Below are 14,837 nucleotides of genomic sequence, written 5' to 3'. Positions count from 1 at the left end.
GCTCAGATCGCGCCGCCGATATCCAGCGCATCGGCAAAGCCCTCGGCGTCGACGCCGGTCTCTGCCTCACGCTGGGCGATGCGGTTCAGCGCCTCGGGGTTCCGCACCCGGATCGTGTCGATGTAATGGGCGAGGATCGGCTGGGTGATCAGGATCATCGACAGCGCCTGCGTCACCACCAGCGCGACCACGTAGCCAAGGGCCCCCAGCAGGGCCAGCACGATCATCGTCGTCGGCCCCGCGTCCATCAGCAGCGGGATGAAGGCCGCCCCCAGCGCGCCGACCACCCCGAAGGCGACCGAGGCCAGCACCGAGAGCAGCAGGACGCCGAGGATGAAGATCTTGACCACGGCCCCGGCGCGCGGTTCCGAGACGAAGGCGATCTCGTCGCCCAGGGTCTTGTGGCTCATCAGGTAGCCGAAGCTGCGCACGCCGTAATAGACCGAACCGATGATCAGCCAGAGGTAGCCGATGAAGGTGCCGACGCCGCCGCCGATGATCACGATGACAGAGCGCGGCTCGTAGGATCCGGGCGAGGGGACGGCGCCCCATACCATCAGGCCCGCCGATACCAGCAGGATCGCGATGCCGATCAGCAGGTGCTTCATCGCCGGGTAAAGCGCGGTCCAGCGCCCGTTCTGGTGCACCCGGGCCGAGCCGTAGAAGCTGCGGTCGGCCATGTATTTTTCCAGCCGGAAGGTCATCAGCGGCGTCAGCAGGCCCAGCGAGATCACGCTGAGGACACCGTAGAGCAGCGCGCGGGCGACATAGCCCCATGCGCCCTTCTCCATCCCCAGCCGGATGCCGCGAAAGCGCGTGCGGGCCATCTTGTAGCGGCGCGCGCGGTAGACCGCGTACAGCAGGAAGGGCAGCACCGCGAAGAACGAGATATAGATGGCGGAGATCTGCCCGATCACCTGGGCGGGCTCTGCCGTCTCGGGATCGATCATGATGTTCAAGCCGAAATAGAACAGCACCATCTGCACGATGCCGAGGTAGACGGCGAGGAAGACGATGGCGACGAGGAAGCCAAGCAGCTTTTCCAGACCGGTGCCGGTGTATTCGAAGGTATCGCCCCCGGCATTGACCGATGACCAGATGTACTTGCGGATGCGGGTCTTGGCCCAGAAGCGGTAGAGGCCCAGCGTGACGACGGTCAGCAGGCCGGTCTTCAGCGTCAGCCCGAACAGCGGCCCCTTCTCGCCGGTATAGCGAAGCGCCATTGTTTCGGTTTCCTCGTGCATCGCGACTACCCCTTACGTGTACATGCGGTTTTTCGGGCAAAATGAAGACGGGGGGGCGGGGCGTAAAGTCGGGAATCCCTGCCGCGGGACGCAGGGCGCGCGGATGTGCCTGTTTTGCATGCTGCAATTTTGCGGGGCAGGGTCGCCCGGGCAGGGGGCTATGGGGGGGATTCGGGCGACCGGCGGCGGAAACGCGACGTTGGTTGGTGCTAACGTGACGATTTTACCCTGTTTGTCGCTGCGGCTGCACGCTACACCGTTTCGCGAGGAAACCGCGGGCCCGTCCCGCATCATGAGGAGAGAACCGCTGATGAAGGTACTGGTGCCTGTCAAGCGCGTGATCGACTACAACGTGAAGGTCCGCGTGAAGGCGGATGGGAGCGGCGTCGATCTGGCCAACGTGAAGATGTCGATGAACCCCTTCGACGAGATTGCCGTCGAAGAGGCGATCCGCCTGAAGGAAGCCGGCAAGGTCGAGGAAGTCATCGCGGTTTCCATCGGCGTCAAGCAGGCGCAGGAAACCCTGCGCACGGCGCTGGCCATGGGGGCCGACCGCGCGATCCTCGTGGTTGCCGCCGATGACGTCCACACCGATATCGAACCGCTGGCCGTGGCCAAGATCCTTGCCGCCATCGTCAAGGAAGAAGAGCCGGGCCTCGTGCTTTGCGGCAAGCAGGCGATCGACAACGACCTTGGCGCCACCGGGCAGATGCTGTCGGCCCTGCTGGGCTGGTCGCAGGCGATGTACGCCAACAAGGTCGACGTGGACGGCGACAGTGCCGTGGTCACGCGTGAGGTCGACGGCGGCCTTCAGACCGTGAAGGTCAAGATGCCGACCATCATCTCGACCGACCTGCGCCTGAACGAGCCGCGCTATGCCTCGCTGCCCAACATCATGAAGGCGAAGAAGAAGCCGCTGGATGAGAAGACCGCCGCCGACTACGGCGTCGACGTCTCGCCGCGTCTCGAGATCGTCGGCACCTCGGAACCGGCGGCGCGCTCGGCGGGCGAGATGGTCGGTTCGGTCGACGAGCTGGTGTCGAAGCTGAAAGAAAAGGGAGTCGTGTGATGGCCGTTCTGCTGATTGCCGAGATTACCGACGGCGCCCTGTCGATGGATGCCACCGCCAAGGCGGTGTCCGCCGCGAAGGCGCTGGGTGACGTGACGGTGCTGGCCGTGGGCGCAAGCGCCAAGGCCGCCGCCGACGAGGCCGCGACCATCGCGGGCGTGTCCAGGGTCCTGCTGGCCGAGGACGACCTCTACGGTCACCGTCTGGCAGAGCCGGTCGCCGCGCTGATCGCCTCGCTGGCCGGCGACTACAGCCACATCGTCGCGCCCGCCACGACGGACGCCAAGAACATCCTGCCGCGCGTTGCCGCCCTGCTGGACGTGATGGTGCTGACCGACGTGACAGAGGTCGTGGACGCAGACACCTTCGTGCGCCCGATCTACGCGGGCAACGCGATGCAGACGGTGAAGTCGAAGGACGCGACCAAGGTCATCACCTTCCGGACCTCGACCTTCGACGCTGCCGCGACGGGCGGTTCGGCTTCGGTCGAGACCATCGGCGCGGGTGAGAACCCGGGCCTGTCCGAATGGGTCGAGGACAAGGTTGCCGAAAGCGACCGCCCGGAACTGACCTCGGCGGGTATCGTCGTGTCGGGTGGCCGTGGCGTCGGCTCCGAAGAGGACTTCAAGATCATCGAGGCGCTGGCGGACAAGCTGGGCGCGGCTGTTGGCGCGTCGCGCGCTGCGGTCGACTCGGGCTTTGCGCCGAACGACTGGCAGGTCGGCCAGACCGGTAAGGTCGTGGCGCCCGAGCTCTACATCGCCGTGGGCATCTCTGGCGCCATCCAGCACCTTGCGGGGATGAAGGATTCCAAGGTGATCGTGGCGATCAACAAGGACGAAGAGGCGCCGATCTTCCAGGTCGCCGACTACGGCCTCGTGGGCGACCTCTTCCAGGTCGTGCCGGAACTGACCGAGAAGCTGTAAGGCTTCGCGGTTGAAAGTTTTGGGCGCCCTCGCGGGAAATCGCGGGGGCGCTTTTCTTTGCGGGGCGCTTTTTCAGGTGCTGTCAGACCAGGGTCGGGCCACTCTCACCATGAACCAGCGCTGAGTCACGGCGGCAGGCCCTCGCGCAATTGCTGGATTGATCAGCTGTGCGCCGCCCGGCGCGGAGTCAAGGCCGCAGGCCGCCGCGCATCGCCGGGCCGCCCCCTGGCCCGGCGATATGGGTGCCGACAGCGCGACCTGACTGGCGGCACACGGACTTGGCCGGGATAAAGTGCCTTCCCGAGATTGCGGATCGCCGAACCACGGCCCGACGCTGCGCGGCTTCGCGTCCGGGGCTATCGCTTCAGCAGCGACAGCGCCACGCCGCCCAGCACCACCACCGAGGCCACGACGAACTGCGCCGTCAGCGGCTCGGACAGCGCCAGCATGCCGCCCGCCATGGCGATCACCGGCACCGTCAGCTGCGCCACCGCCGCCGCCGTGCCCGTGACCTGCGGCAGGAGGTGGTACCACAGCGCATAGCCCAGCCCCGAGGTCAGCGCGCCGGAGGCCACCGCCAGCGCCAGCCCCGCCGCGGTCGAGGGCACCGCGTCCGGGGCCACCGGCAGGCCCTGCGCCAGCAAGAGGCCCAGGGGCGCGGCGATCAGGAAGTTGGCCGCCGTCGCCGCCAGCGGATCGGTCGCCTTGCGCCCGGCCAGCGAATAGAGGCCCCAGCCAAGGCCCGCGACCAGCATCGCCGCCCCGTGCAGCAGGCTGACCGACCCGGCCCCCGTCGGCCAGAGGAGCCAGACCAGCCCGGCAAAGGCCAATGCCGCGCCGATCCAGCGCAGCGCGGGCGGGCGCTCTCCGCCCGCGAGGCTGCCCGCGAACATGGTGACCTGTACCGTGCCGAAGAGGATCAGTGCCCCCAGCCCCGCGTCCAGCGCCACATAGGCCGCCGAGAAGCCGTAGATATAGAGCAGCAGCCCCAGCACGCCCGCCACGCGCCCCGGCCCGCCCAGCCGGACCGTGCCCCGCAGCATCAGGCACAGCGCCGCGAGGCAGAGCGCCCCGGACCACAGGCGCACCGTTCCGAAGGCGGTGGCGTCGATCAGGCCGGGGCCGACGGCGGCGCGGTTCAGCACCGAATTCGCCGCGAAGGCGGTCATGGTCAGGGCGATCAGCAGGGGCAGGCGCATGGCGGCAGGCTGGGGCTTTCGGGATTGGCGGGCTTCGGGTGGCAGGCTGTCTGCGATCAGGGTGACCGGGTCCGGCCCTGACCGCAAGGGGCGCCGCCGCCGGTGCCCCGCGCGTGGCGGCGACGGGGCGTGGTGCGGAGGCACCCGGCTGGCCTTTTTCGTGCGGAAGGGGGGGGCGCGTCCGGCAGGGGTTGGCCCGTCCGGAAGGGGTGGGGTCAGGAGGTCGTCGGGCCTGGCGGCGCGGGGGCTGGCCCGCGATCCCGGGCGCGTCCCGGGGCAGGGCGGGAAGGCCGGGCCCGCGCGGTGCGGCGCCGGAAAGCCGGCCCGCCTGATGGCGCGCAGGCCCCGGCGAAAGGCAAACCGCTTCACCCCGCAGGCGGGGGAGGAGGGGGCTCTGCCCCCGCTGCCTGCGCAGCCCCCCGGGATATTTTCGGACAGAAGAAGGGCGGATGGCCCCTGCCGGGCGCGGAGCGTGCCGCCCGAAGACGCGGCCGGGGGATCAGTTGAACTTGTTGTCCCGGGGGAAGCCGCGCGGTGCCATGCGCCCCGATCCGGCGCGCTTGCCGGTCCATTCCTCGAGGTTGCTCTCGGTCCGGGTGCGGCCGGCCGGATCGCTCCACGACAGGCCCTCGGAGAGGGTGAAGGTGCGGGCGTCGGACATCCCGCCGTCCTTGTACTTCTGCAGGCGTACCCCCTTGCCGCGGCCCATTTCGGGCAGTTCGTCCAGCGCGAAGACCAGCACCTTGCGGTTCTCGCCCACCACGGCGACGTGGTCGCCCGCGACGGCGCGGCAGACCAGCGCGCGGGCCGGGGCGCGGACATTCAGCACCTGCTTGCCCGCGCGGGTCTGGGCGATCACCTCGTCCTCGGGCACGACAAAGCCGTCGCCCGCCGTCGAGGCCACCAGCAGCTTGCCGCCGGGGCGGTGGATGAACAGGTCGACGATCTCGACCTCGTTGGGCAGGTCCACCATCAGGCGCAGCGGCTCACCCATGCCGCGCCCGCCGGGCAGGTTCGCCGCAGAGATCGTGTAGAAGCGCCCGTTGGAGCCGAAGACCAGCAGGCGGTCGGTGGTTTCGGCGTGGAAGATGAAGCGCGGGCCGTCGCCGTCCTTGAACTTCAGCTCGCGGTCCAGCGCGATATGGCCGGTCATGGCGCGGATCCAGCCCATCTGCGAACAGACCACGGTGATCGGCTCGCGCTCGATCATCGCCTCGAGCGGGACTTCCTCGGCCTCTGTCGCCTCGGCGAAGGTGGTCAGGCGGGCGCCGCGGGCGAAGTCCTTGCCAAAGCGCTTGCGGGTTTCGCGCAGTTCCTCGGCGATGCGCTGCCATTGCAGGCCTTCGCTGTCGAGCAGATCCTCGAGGCCCGCGCGCTCCGCCATCAGGGCGTCGCGCTCGCGCACCAGTTCCAGCTCTTCGAGGCGCCGCAGAGAGCGCAGGCGCATGTTCAGGATCGCCTCGGCCTGCACGTCGGACAGGCCGTCCTCGCGGCCCGCGTAGCGGCTGGGGATCTTGCGCTCGTCCTCTTCCTCGGCCAGCACGCCGCGCGCCACCGCCTCGGGGTCGGCGACCAGCGACAGGCCCGCCAGGTCGACACCGGCCAGCGGCGAGCGGTAGTCGCCTTCGTCCATGGCGCGGGGGATGGTGTCCTGGTGCGGCTTCGACCAGTCCTCGTACATCAGGGCGGCCTTGGGGTCTTCGTCATAGCGGATGATGTCGATCACCCGGTCGAGGTTCAGGAAGGCCACGATGAAGCCTTCGAGCACCTCCAGCCGGTTGTCGATCTTCGCCATCCGGTGCCGGGCGCGCCGGGTCAGCACGTCGCGGCGGAAGTCGAGGAAGGCGCGCAGCACCTCCTTGAGCGAGCAGACCCTGGGCGTCACGCCGTCGATCAGCACGTTCATGTTCAGCGAGAACCGCACTTCCAGGTCCGAGTTGCGGAACAGCAGGTTCATCAGCACGTCGGGGTCGACGTTCTTGGACTTGGGTTCCAGAACGATGCGGACGTCTTCGGCGCTTTCGTCGCGCACATCGGCCAGCACCGGGATCTTGCGGCTCTGGATCAGCTCGGCGATGCGCTCGATCAGCTTGGACTTCTGCACCTGGTAGGGGATCTCGGTGACGACGGCCTGCCATGTGCCGCGGCCCAGATCCTCGGAATGCCAGCGCGCGCGCAGCCGGATCGACCCGCGCCCGGTGGAATAGGCCTGCGCGATGTTTTCCGCCGGTTCGACGATCACGCCGCCGGTGGGGAAGTCGGGGCCGGGCACGTATTGCAGCAGCGTGTCGTCCACCGCGTTCGGCGATTTGATCAGATGCAGGCAGGCGTTGATCAGCTCGCCGATGTTATGCGGCGGGATATTGGTCGCCATGCCCACCGCGATGCCGCTGGAGCCGTTGGCCAGGAGGTTCGGGTAGGAGGCCGGCAGGACCGAGGGTTCGGTCAGGCGGCCGTCGTAGTTGGGGCGGAAGTCGACGGCGTTCTCGTCCAGCCCGTCCAGCAGCGCCTCGGACATCACCGTCATGCGCGCCTCGGTGTAGCGCGAGGCCGCCGGGTTGTCGCCGTCGATATTGCCGAAGTTGCCCTGACCGTCGACCAGCGGGTAGCGGATCGTGAAGTCCTGCGCGAGGCGCGCCATGGCGTCATAGATCGCCGCGTCGCCATGCGGGTGGAAGTCCCCCATGGTGTCGCCGCTGATCTTTGCGGATTTCAGGAAGCCGCCGGTGGAACTAAGCCGCAGGCGGCGCATTGCATAAAGGATGCGGCGATGCACCGGCTTCAGCCCGTCCCGTGCATCGGGCAGCGCCCGGTGCATGATCGTGGACAGCGCATAGGTCAGATAGCGCTCTCCGATCGCCCTGCGCAGGGGTTCTGCAAGGTCGCGGGGATTGGTTTCGGGATCGATGTCGTCGTCGCTCATGTCGGTCGTGATACAGTTGCGATGCAGCCGCAGCAAGCACGGCCACGGGATTGTTTCCCGCTTTTTCTCTTAAGGGGGAATGGGGAATCATGTATGAATCATGGAATGTCACAACTGCTGCGGGTGGCATTGGGCGGGCCTTGGGAATGGTCTGACCCGTAGACGGGGGATCGATCATGTTTCGGGTGATGCTCATCACATTCGGGGTGCTTGGCTGGGCCTGGTACGAGCTTTCGGGCGGGTCCGAGTTCGAGGCCGGGGATACTGGCGTCACGCTGATGGCCGCCGTTCCCGACACAGCACTCGGGGCCACCCCCGGGCCCGAAGTCACGCGGGCGGACAGATCCGCATCGGACCTCAGCTCCGTCGCGCCGGTGCGCGAGGCAGCGGCCCCGGTCCGGCAGCCCCTGCCCGAACCCGCCAAGGCGGTCATCGCCGCAGAGCCCGTGGTGCCCGCCGACCCGCAGAAATTCGCGGCCCTTCTGGACGCGGCCCTGCCGGACGAGCCCGAGGGCAACTTCGACGATGCGCCGGTGGCCGAGGTGATGCCGGTTGCGGGCACCGCCCGGCCTGCCGTTGCAGAGCCTGTGGTGGCAGAGACCGCCTTTGCAGAGCCCTCCGTTGCGGAGCCCGCGATTGCCGAACCGCAGAGGGCGGACCTGCGCGTGGTTGTCGGGTCGCGGGTCAACCTGCGCGAAGGCCCGGCCACCAGCTACGCTGTCGTGACCCAGCTGCTTCAGGGCGAATTCGTCGAGGTCCTCGATGAAACCGGCGATGGCTGGGTGCGCCTGCGCGCCGTCGACGGCAATAACGAGGGCTGGATGGCCGCCAGCCTCCTTGTTGCCTCGAACTGAGCCGCCCCGAACCGGCGGTCAGATCAGGTAGATCGCCAGACCGATCACGCCGAGGATGAAGGCGTAGCCGATCAGCGCGAACAGCCCGTCGCGCAAGAGCAGCGTCATCGCCATCAGCGAGACCGCCGCGCCAAGGATCGAGGACGAGAAGGGCACCAGCTCCAGCACCGGCATGGCCAGACCGCAGAGCAGGCACAGCAGGTGCGTGATGCGGTCGAAGGGAGGGCGGACGAGAACCCGCAGCCGTTCGCGCGACTGGCGATCCAGCCAGCGTGCCGGTTTGCGCAGGGTCTTGACCGCCGATTTCAGCTTGTCCGACGGGATCTTGCGGCGCTGCAACCATTGCGGCAGCCACAGCGACTCGCGCCCGAAGAGCATCTGCGCCGAGACCAGCGCGATGCAGAGGCCGCAGAGGCTGGAAAACAGCGGAATCCCCGACAGCGGCGTGACCACGGCCAGCGCCGGGGTCAGCAGGACCGGCGTGAAAGAGGCGTGCTCGACCTCGCTCAGCAGGTGGCCCAGAGAGGTCTCGTCCTCCTGCGCGGCGTCGTGCAGTTCCTCGATGACCTCCGTCATGGTCTGGGGGCTGTCGTCGTAGCGGGTGGTGTCGTCCAGCGTCATTCTTGCGTTCCGTCGTCGTCCGGCAGGGCCGCGAACCACGCGGCCAGCGCCTCTATCTGTGCATCTGTCAGGTCGCGCGCGGCTGCGGTCATCAGGTCAGAGCCCTGGACCACCTGGTCCCGCCACAGCACCAGCTGCGCGGCGATGAAGGCCTGGTTCTGACCGGCCAGCGCGGGGAAGGGTGGCTGGCCCGCGCGCGGTTCGCGGCTGCGGTGCGGGCCGTGGCAGGCCACGCAGGCGGGCACGTCGCGGGTGCCCTGCGTGGCCAGCGCCTGACCCTCGGCGCTGCCCCCGGCGGCGTCGCGGTCGGTCGGCTCTGTCGCGAGGAAGGCGGCAAGCGCGGGGTCCATGCTGGCCGGATACAGGCTGACCGCCTGCTCCATCACGCCGCTGGGGCGCCCGGTGCCGCGATAGGCCTGCAATTGCGCCAGCAGGTACTCTGGCGTCTGGATGTCGAGGCGGGGAACCATGCCGCCCACCGGGCCGTGGCAGGTCTGGCAATAGGCCTTAACCTGTTCCGGATCATCCGTTTCGCGGCCAAGCGGCAGGCCGGGCTGCGGCAGCTCCGGCGCGGTGCCCTCTTGGATCGCCGTCAGGTAGGCCGCCAGGCTCCAGGCCTCGTCGCCGCGACCCAGCGCGGGCCAGCCGGGCATCCCGGTCATCTTCGCGCCGTTCTCGACGATCCATTGCATGTGGTTGGGTTTCCAGTCCGCGACCGCCTCTTCGATATGGGGCGGCTGCGGCGACATGGCCAGCGCGGTGGCGGGGCGCGGCTCGCCCGGCGCGGCATGGCAGGCGGTGCAGGCGGTGGCGTAATGCCCGGCCCCCAGCGCGATCAGGTCGGGGTCCGACAGGTCGGGTGCCTCGTCCATCGAGGGTGCGCGCAGCTTGATCGCCTGCCGGAAGGCGGTGTGCAGCAGCGGACCGACCCCCGGCCAGTGCCCGGCCTGCGCCGAGATGTTGTAAAGGCCAAGGCCCACGGTTGCGGCGCCTCCGATGGCGCCGGCAACGGCAAGGGCGGCAGCGGTCAGAAGGGCGGTGCGGGTGTGGATCATGCGGGCGCCTCCCGGTTCAGGGCCTTCGCGCTCAGCCAGAGGCCCGCCGCAAGGTAGATCGGCGTGCCGATCCCCAGCATCAGCATCCCGCCCAGTTGCTGCGCGGTGACATCTGGCGCGGTGCCGCAGAGCGCGGCGTACAGATCGCGCGGGGCGAGGATCAGCAGCGCGCCAAGCAGTGTCATGTGCATCGAGGTCAGCAGCATGCCGCCCGCGCCCGCCAGCGGCTGCGCGGCGCGCAGGCACCCGGCCCAGACAAACAGGCCGACCGCCAGAAAGCTCGCCTGTTCGGCCATGAAGGCGGGCAGCGACAGCCGCCCCAGCGCATGCGCCATGGGCAGGTGCCAGGCCCAGACGACGATGAATTCGAGCACCGCCGCCAGCAGCGGCGCCATGGCCAGCGCATCGGCCCAGCGGTCCGGCAGGCCCGCGACGATCAGCGGCGCGGCCACGGCGACCAGCCCCATGTGGCGCAGCATGTGGACCGGGAAGGCGGGCCAGAGCGCCTCCAGCGGGGCCAGCCAAAGAACCGCCAGCAGGGCAAGACCCGCGCTCAGCGACAGCGCCTTCATTGGCAGCCCCCGATCAGCACCAGCGGCAGGGTCACGAAGACCACCCCGATAAACGAGATGATCGATAGCAGGAACGCCGCATGCCCGAGGAATTCATGGCGCGGTTCCGGCACGCCGACCTCTTTCGGCGTCTCGGCAAGGTTTTCCGGCCCCCATTGCCGGAAGCTGCGCCAGCCCAGCCAGACGATGGCCGCCAGCGCCGCCACCGACAGCGCCAGCAGCACCGCGCGCGACGGCCCGAAGGCCAGCACGCCCTTGGCGCAGGCCACGGAAACCACGGCGTAGCAGGCGACGAAATGCACCGCCCAGACGGTGGGCGCGAAGGTGATGCGGATCAGGCTCTCGCGCTCTTCCGCGAATTCCTTGCGGTCGGCATCGGGGCGCGGGGTCTTGTCGTTGTCCGCGTCGCCCTTCTGCGGGCCCGCGTCCCGTTCGCCTCCGTCCGGGCGGGTGTCCTGCCGGGGATCGGTCATGCCAGCGCCCTCGGGGCGAGGCCGATCACCGCGCAGGCCACCAGCGCCGAGATCACGAGGAAGTGCCAGAACAGCGTCACGTTGTGGATGTCGGCGTCGTAGCGGGGCGTCATCTTGCCCGCCAGACTGCCCGCCAGGCAGTAAAGCTGCATCACGATGCCCAGGGCGCCATGGACGGTGATCCAGACCACGATGGCGCAGACCGTGGCGGGGTAGACGTGGGTCGAGGGCTCCAGCGGCAGAACGGACCAGACCATCGCCGCCATGGCCGTGGCCGTCAGCACCGGCGCCGCCGCCAGCGCGATCCGCGCCGAGCTGACCGAGCCCTGCGCGTTCCAGCCGCGCGCCAGCCGGGTCAGCGCCCAGGATCCGGCGTAGCCCAGGGCCGCCACCGCTACCAGCCAGCCGGTCGCATGCGTGGCGCCTTCGGGCGGGAAGTCCGGCTGCGCGGTCCAGTAGAAGAAGAAGCCGAAGATGATCGAGGCAAAGGCCGTGGCGTCCCCCAGCATGGTGATCCACATGGCCCACCAGCCCACGCTGTCGGGACCCGAGGCATAGGTCGGCAGCGTCAGCCCCAGCCCCGCGTCCTTGGCCGGCACCGTGGGCGGGCGCGCGGTGTCGCGCCACAGCCAGTAGATGATCGCCATCCCGGCGAAGGCGCCGCAGATCGCGGCGGGCCAGTAGATCGAGAAGGTCGGCAGGATGAAGCAGGCGCCGGTGAAGGCGGCGGCGATATGGGTGATCCAGGTCGGCCCCGTCACCTTCTGGATCTGCATGGGCCGAGCGTCGATCACGCTTGTGATGATCGTCTCGCGCGTTTCTTCGCTGGCGTCGGGCAGGTAGTAGCGGCCCGCGTCCATGCGCTCCAGCATCTTGGGCTGGTCCCACAGCGGATAGCGCGAGGTGATATGCGGGATCGACCGCACGCCCCATGCCTCTTCGGGGATGTCATGCGCCCATTCCAGCGTGCCCGCGCCCCAGGGGTTGCGCTCGATCTGCGGCTGGTTCGTCTTGGGCCGGATCATGTCCCAGACGAAGACGGCGAAGCCTGCGGCGATGACGAAAGCGCCCACGGTCGAGATCATGTTGAGCGCGTCCCAGCCCAGCCCGGTGGGGTAGGTGTAGACGCGGCGCGGCATGCCCAGAAGGCCGGTCAGGTGCATCGGCAGGAAGCACAGGTTGAAGCCCGAGAAGATCAGCCAGAAGGCCCAGCGGCCCAGATGCTCGGACAGCATCTTCTTCCGGAAGAAGGGGAAGAAGTAGTAGACGCCCGCGATCACCGGGAAGATCAGCCCGCCGAACAGGGTGTAATGTAGGTGGGCGACGATGAAATAGGTGTCATGGACCTGAAAGTCGAAGGGCGCGATGGCCAGCATGACGCCGGTCAGCCCGCCGATGATGAAGACCGTCAGCGCCCCCGCGATCCACAGCATGGGCAGGCTGCGTTTCACCTTGCCCACCAGCAGCGTGGCGAGGAAGGCGAAGATCTGGATGCCGGTGGGAATCACCACCGCCTCTGACGCCGCCGAGAAGAAGCCCAGAGAGATCGACGGCAGCCCGGTGGTGAACATGTGGTGCACCCACAGCCCGAAGCTGATGAAGCCGGTGCCCACGGCGGACAGCACCACCCACGAGTAACCCACCATCGCGTGCCGCGCGACGGTCGGGATGACCATGGCGGCGATGGCGATGGAGGGCAGGAAGATGATGTAGACCTCGGGGTGGCCGAAGATCCAGAACAGGTGCTGCCAGAGCATCGGGTCGCCGCCGCGCTCGTGGTCGAAGAAGGGCCAGTCCATGGACCGTTCCAGCTCGAACAGGAAGTCGCCCGCGATCAGCGGCGGGAAGGCGAACAGGATCATGCCGCCCACGACGACCACGTACCACGCGTAGAGCGGCATCAGGTTGACGCGCATCCCCGGCGGGCGGCACTTCAGCGCGCCGACGATCAGTTCCACCGCCGCCGCGATGCTGGCGACCTCGATGAACGAAAGCCCCAGAAGCCAGATGTCGCTGCCCGGCCCCTCGGCCTTGGTGGCCAGGGGCGGATACATGAACCAGCCGGAATTGGGCGCGACGTCGAAGAAGATCGACCCGATGACGAAGATGCCGCCGATCAGGAAGCACCAGTAGCCGAAGGCCGAAAGGCGTGGGAAGGGCATGTCCCGGGCGCCCAGCAGGGCCGGCAGGATCAGGATCGAGAGCGCTTCGAACATCGGCACGGCGAAAAGGAACATCATCGCCGAGCCGTGCATGGTGAAGAGCTGGTTGAAGCGGTCGGCGCTGACCAGATCGTTTTCCGGCACCGCCAGTTGCAGGCGGATGATCAGCCCCATCACCCCCGCCATCAGCATGAAGACCAGCGCGGTCAGCGAGTACCAGACGCCGACCTCGGTGTTGTTCACCGCCGTCAGGTAGCGGATGCCGGTGGGCGTCTTCCACGCGCGGCGCAGGCGTTCCTTGCTGGCGCGGTCGAAGTCCGGGTCGACGGGCTGCGCCAGCATCTCTTCGGTGGGCGGGTAGGGGCCTTCGGGCGCGGGCTGGTCGTGGGGGCTCATTCCAGTCCTTTCAGGTAGAGCGCCAGCGCGCGGCGGTCGGCGTCGGGAAGTTGGTCGTAGGTCGGCATTTCGACACCGGGCTTGAGTTCGCCGGTGTGGGCCAGCCAGCGCTCCATATCGTCCAGCGTGTTGCCCAGACGCCCGGCGCCCAGCGTGTGACGGCTGCCGACGTGGGTCAGGTCGGGGCCGACGAGGCCGACGTGATCGGTGCCCCGGATGACGTGACAGGCGCCGCAGCCTTCGCGGGCGAAGACCTCGGCGCCCTGTTGGGCCTCGGGGGTCGCGGGGGCCTTGGCCTCGGCTTCTTCGGCCGCCAGCCAAGCCTCGAACTCGGCCTCGGGCAGGACAACCGCCTCGAAGGCCATCCAGGCATGGCTCATGCCGCAGAACTCGGCGCATTGGCCGCGGTAGACGCCCGGTTCCAGCGGCTTCAGGCTCATCCGGGTCTCGCGGCCCGGGAACATGTCCAGCTTGCCGCCCAAGGCCGGGATCCAGAGCGAGTGGATCACCTTGCCCGCCGTCAGTTCCAGTTCCGTCCGCTGGCCCGCCGGGAAGCGGATCTCGTTGGCGGAGATCACCGGCGTGTCGGAGCCTTCGCGGAAGTATTCGACCCGCCACCACCATTGCTCGCCGGTGACGCGAATGCGCAGCCCGTCGCCGGGCTGGCGCTGGTCCGGCAGGATCGACAGACCCCAGACCAGCAGCGCGCCGATGGTCAGCGTCGGCCAGACGATGCCGCCGCCGACAAGGATCAGGCGGGTGTAGCGCGCGGGCAGGGCGCCCACGTTGACGCGGGTCAGGTAGAAGAACAGCCCCAGCATGATGCAGAAGATCACCACCGCGCCGGTCAGCATGACCCAGAACAGCAGCGACAGGACGGCGGCGTCCTCTCCGGCGGGGGACAGCGCCGACTGGCGGCCCTCGCAGGCGGACAGCAGCAGGACAGCCGCAAGAAGGCCGATCCGGCCTCCCCCTTGGCATGCGCGACAACGTGAAGGAACCGCCGGGATCATGCTGGCGAAATGCACCGCAGGCCGGATGGTTCCCGCCGGTGGAGAAGAAAAACTGGCTGGTGCAACAAGGCCTTCGGCGATCCCGTGCCTGCCCCTTGGTCACCCACCGGGCGGGTCGCGGCACCCCAGAACCATCCCTGGGCGGGGGCGGTCCGACTGGGCTGGCTGTGGTTCTGCACTGGCTTTAACGCCGGGGCCGTGGCGGATCAGGGCCTTGCCACCGCCCCCGGAAAAATCCCGTAGAGCGCGCCCGATTGCCCGGGCGATACGTGCGCCCGGCTTGGTGCCCGGCGCGCCGCTGCCCTGGCCCGATCCGGGGGCGCGCCCCGC

The 14,837-nt window shown here is 68.7% G+C and carries 12 protein-coding genes; 3 read left to right on the top strand and 9 right to left on the bottom strand.

What is annotated here, in order from left to right; translation table 11 throughout:
• Nucleotides 1-2 precede the first annotated feature (2 nt).
• Nucleotides 3-1,223 carry a YjgN family protein gene (locus ACN5KJ_RS13515; RefSeq protein WP_418594586.1) on the bottom strand — a complete coding sequence of 407 codons (1,221 nt, stop codon included), beginning with the start codon at nucleotides 1,221-1,223 and terminating at the stop codon, nucleotides 3-5.
• Between the two features lie 331 nt (nucleotides 1,224-1,554).
• On the opposite strand from ACN5KJ_RS13515, the gene ACN5KJ_RS13510 reads away from it, so the two are divergent.
• Both ACN5KJ_RS13510 and ACN5KJ_RS13505 read left to right on the top strand, forming a co-directional pair.
• Nucleotides 1,555-2,313, top strand: coding sequence for an electron transfer flavoprotein subunit beta/FixA family protein (locus tag ACN5KJ_RS13510; RefSeq protein WP_347166576.1), 759 nt, complete (start codon nucleotides 1,555-1,557; stop codon nucleotides 2,311-2,313).
• Nucleotides 2,313-3,239 carry an electron transfer flavoprotein subunit alpha/FixB family protein gene (locus ACN5KJ_RS13505; protein WP_418594583.1) on the top strand — a complete coding sequence of 309 codons (927 nt, stop codon included), beginning with the start codon at nucleotides 2,313-2,315 and terminating at the stop codon, nucleotides 3,237-3,239. The genes ACN5KJ_RS13510 and ACN5KJ_RS13505 overlap by 1 nt, the downstream gene beginning before the upstream one ends.
• Before the next feature lie 356 nt (nucleotides 3,240-3,595).
• Here ACN5KJ_RS13505 and ACN5KJ_RS13500 read toward each other — a convergent pair whose 3' ends face one another.
• Entirely contained in the window at nucleotides 3,596-4,438 is an 843-nt protein-coding gene (locus ACN5KJ_RS13500; protein WP_418594582.1) for a DMT family transporter, read from the bottom strand.
• A 499-nt stretch (nucleotides 4,439-4,937) separates the two neighbouring features.
• Entirely contained in the window at nucleotides 4,938-7,361 is a 2,424-nt protein-coding gene (locus ACN5KJ_RS13495) for a DNA topoisomerase IV subunit A (protein WP_418594580.1), read from the bottom strand.
• A 176-nt stretch (nucleotides 7,362-7,537) separates the two neighbouring features.
• Between ACN5KJ_RS13495 and ACN5KJ_RS13490 the strand changes: the two genes are divergently transcribed.
• Entirely contained in the window at nucleotides 7,538-8,215 is a 678-nt protein-coding gene (locus ACN5KJ_RS13490) for an SH3 domain-containing protein (RefSeq protein WP_418594579.1), read from the top strand.
• Nucleotides 8,216-8,233: 18 nt separating this feature from the next.
• Here the strand turns inward: ACN5KJ_RS13490 and ACN5KJ_RS13485 are convergent, their stop codons facing one another.
• Genes ACN5KJ_RS13485 through ACN5KJ_RS13460 form a run of 6 tightly spaced genes read right to left on the bottom strand, consistent with a single transcriptional unit; the run spans nucleotide 8,234 to nucleotide 14,507 of the window.
• Nucleotides 8,234-8,836, bottom strand: coding sequence for an exopolysaccharide biosynthesis protein (locus ACN5KJ_RS13485; RefSeq protein WP_418594578.1), 603 nt, complete (start codon nucleotides 8,834-8,836; stop codon nucleotides 8,234-8,236).
• On the bottom strand, nucleotides 8,833-9,891 hold the full coding sequence (locus tag ACN5KJ_RS13480; protein ID WP_418594576.1) for a c-type cytochrome: 1,059 nt from the start codon (nucleotides 9,889-9,891) through the stop codon (nucleotides 8,833-8,835). The genes ACN5KJ_RS13485 and ACN5KJ_RS13480 overlap by 4 nt, the downstream gene beginning before the upstream one ends.
• Nucleotides 9,888-10,463 carry a cytochrome c oxidase assembly protein gene (locus ACN5KJ_RS13475; protein WP_418594574.1) on the bottom strand — a complete coding sequence of 192 codons (576 nt, stop codon included), beginning with the start codon at nucleotides 10,461-10,463 and terminating at the stop codon, nucleotides 9,888-9,890. Before ACN5KJ_RS13475 ends, ACN5KJ_RS13480 begins: the two co-directional genes overlap by 4 nt.
• Entirely contained in the window at nucleotides 10,460-10,936 is a 477-nt protein-coding gene (locus ACN5KJ_RS13470; protein WP_418594572.1) for a hypothetical protein, read from the bottom strand. The genes ACN5KJ_RS13475 and ACN5KJ_RS13470 overlap by 4 nt, the downstream gene beginning before the upstream one ends.
• Entirely contained in the window at nucleotides 10,933-13,494 is a 2,562-nt protein-coding gene (gene ctaD / locus ACN5KJ_RS13465; protein WP_418594571.1) for a cytochrome c oxidase subunit I, read from the bottom strand. The genes ACN5KJ_RS13470 and ctaD overlap by 4 nt, the downstream gene beginning before the upstream one ends.
• Nucleotides 13,491-14,507, bottom strand: coding sequence for a c-type cytochrome (locus ACN5KJ_RS13460; RefSeq protein ID WP_418594570.1), 1,017 nt, complete (start codon nucleotides 14,505-14,507; stop codon nucleotides 13,491-13,493). The genes ctaD and ACN5KJ_RS13460 overlap by 4 nt, the downstream gene beginning before the upstream one ends.
• Nucleotides 14,508-14,837 lie beyond the last annotated feature (330 nt).

The sequence above is a fragment of the Ponticoccus sp. (in: a-proteobacteria) genome (assembly GCF_048381735.1).
This window is presented reverse-complemented; position numbering and strand designations above follow the sequence as displayed.

Coding starts and splice junctions, on each gene's coding strand:
- ACN5KJ_RS13510 (WP_347166576.1), top strand. CDS start 1,555: ATGAAGGTACTGGTGCCTGTCAAGCGCGTGATCGACTACAACGTGAAG.
- ACN5KJ_RS13505 (WP_418594583.1), top strand. CDS start 2,313: ATGGCCGTTCTGCTGATTGCCGAGATTACCGACGGCGCCCTGTCGATG.
- ACN5KJ_RS13480 (WP_418594576.1), bottom strand. CDS start 9,891: ATGATCCACACCCGCACCGCCCTTCTGACCGCTGCCGCCCTTGCCGTT.
- ACN5KJ_RS13490 (WP_418594579.1), top strand. CDS start 7,538: ATGTTTCGGGTGATGCTCATCACATTCGGGGTGCTTGGCTGGGCCTGG.
- ACN5KJ_RS13475 (WP_418594574.1), bottom strand. CDS start 10,463: ATGAAGGCGCTGTCGCTGAGCGCGGGTCTTGCCCTGCTGGCGGTTCTT.
- ACN5KJ_RS13500 (WP_418594582.1), bottom strand. CDS start 4,438: ATGCGCCTGCCCCTGCTGATCGCCCTGACCATGACCGCCTTCGCGGCG.
- ACN5KJ_RS13515 (WP_418594586.1), bottom strand. CDS start 1,223: ATGGCGCTTCGCTATACCGGCGAGAAGGGGCCGCTGTTCGGGCTGACG.
- ctaD (WP_418594571.1), bottom strand. CDS start 13,494: ATGAGCCCCCACGACCAGCCCGCGCCCGAAGGCCCCTACCCGCCCACC.
- ACN5KJ_RS13495 (WP_418594580.1), bottom strand. CDS start 7,361: ATGAGCGACGACGACATCGATCCCGAAACCAATCCCCGCGACCTTGCA.
- ACN5KJ_RS13460 (WP_418594570.1), bottom strand. CDS start 14,507: ATGATCCCGGCGGTTCCTTCACGTTGTCGCGCATGCCAAGGGGGAGGC.
- ACN5KJ_RS13470 (WP_418594572.1), bottom strand. CDS start 10,936: ATGACCGATCCCCGGCAGGACACCCGCCCGGACGGAGGCGAACGGGAC.
- ACN5KJ_RS13485 (WP_418594578.1), bottom strand. CDS start 8,836: ATGACGCTGGACGACACCACCCGCTACGACGACAGCCCCCAGACCATG.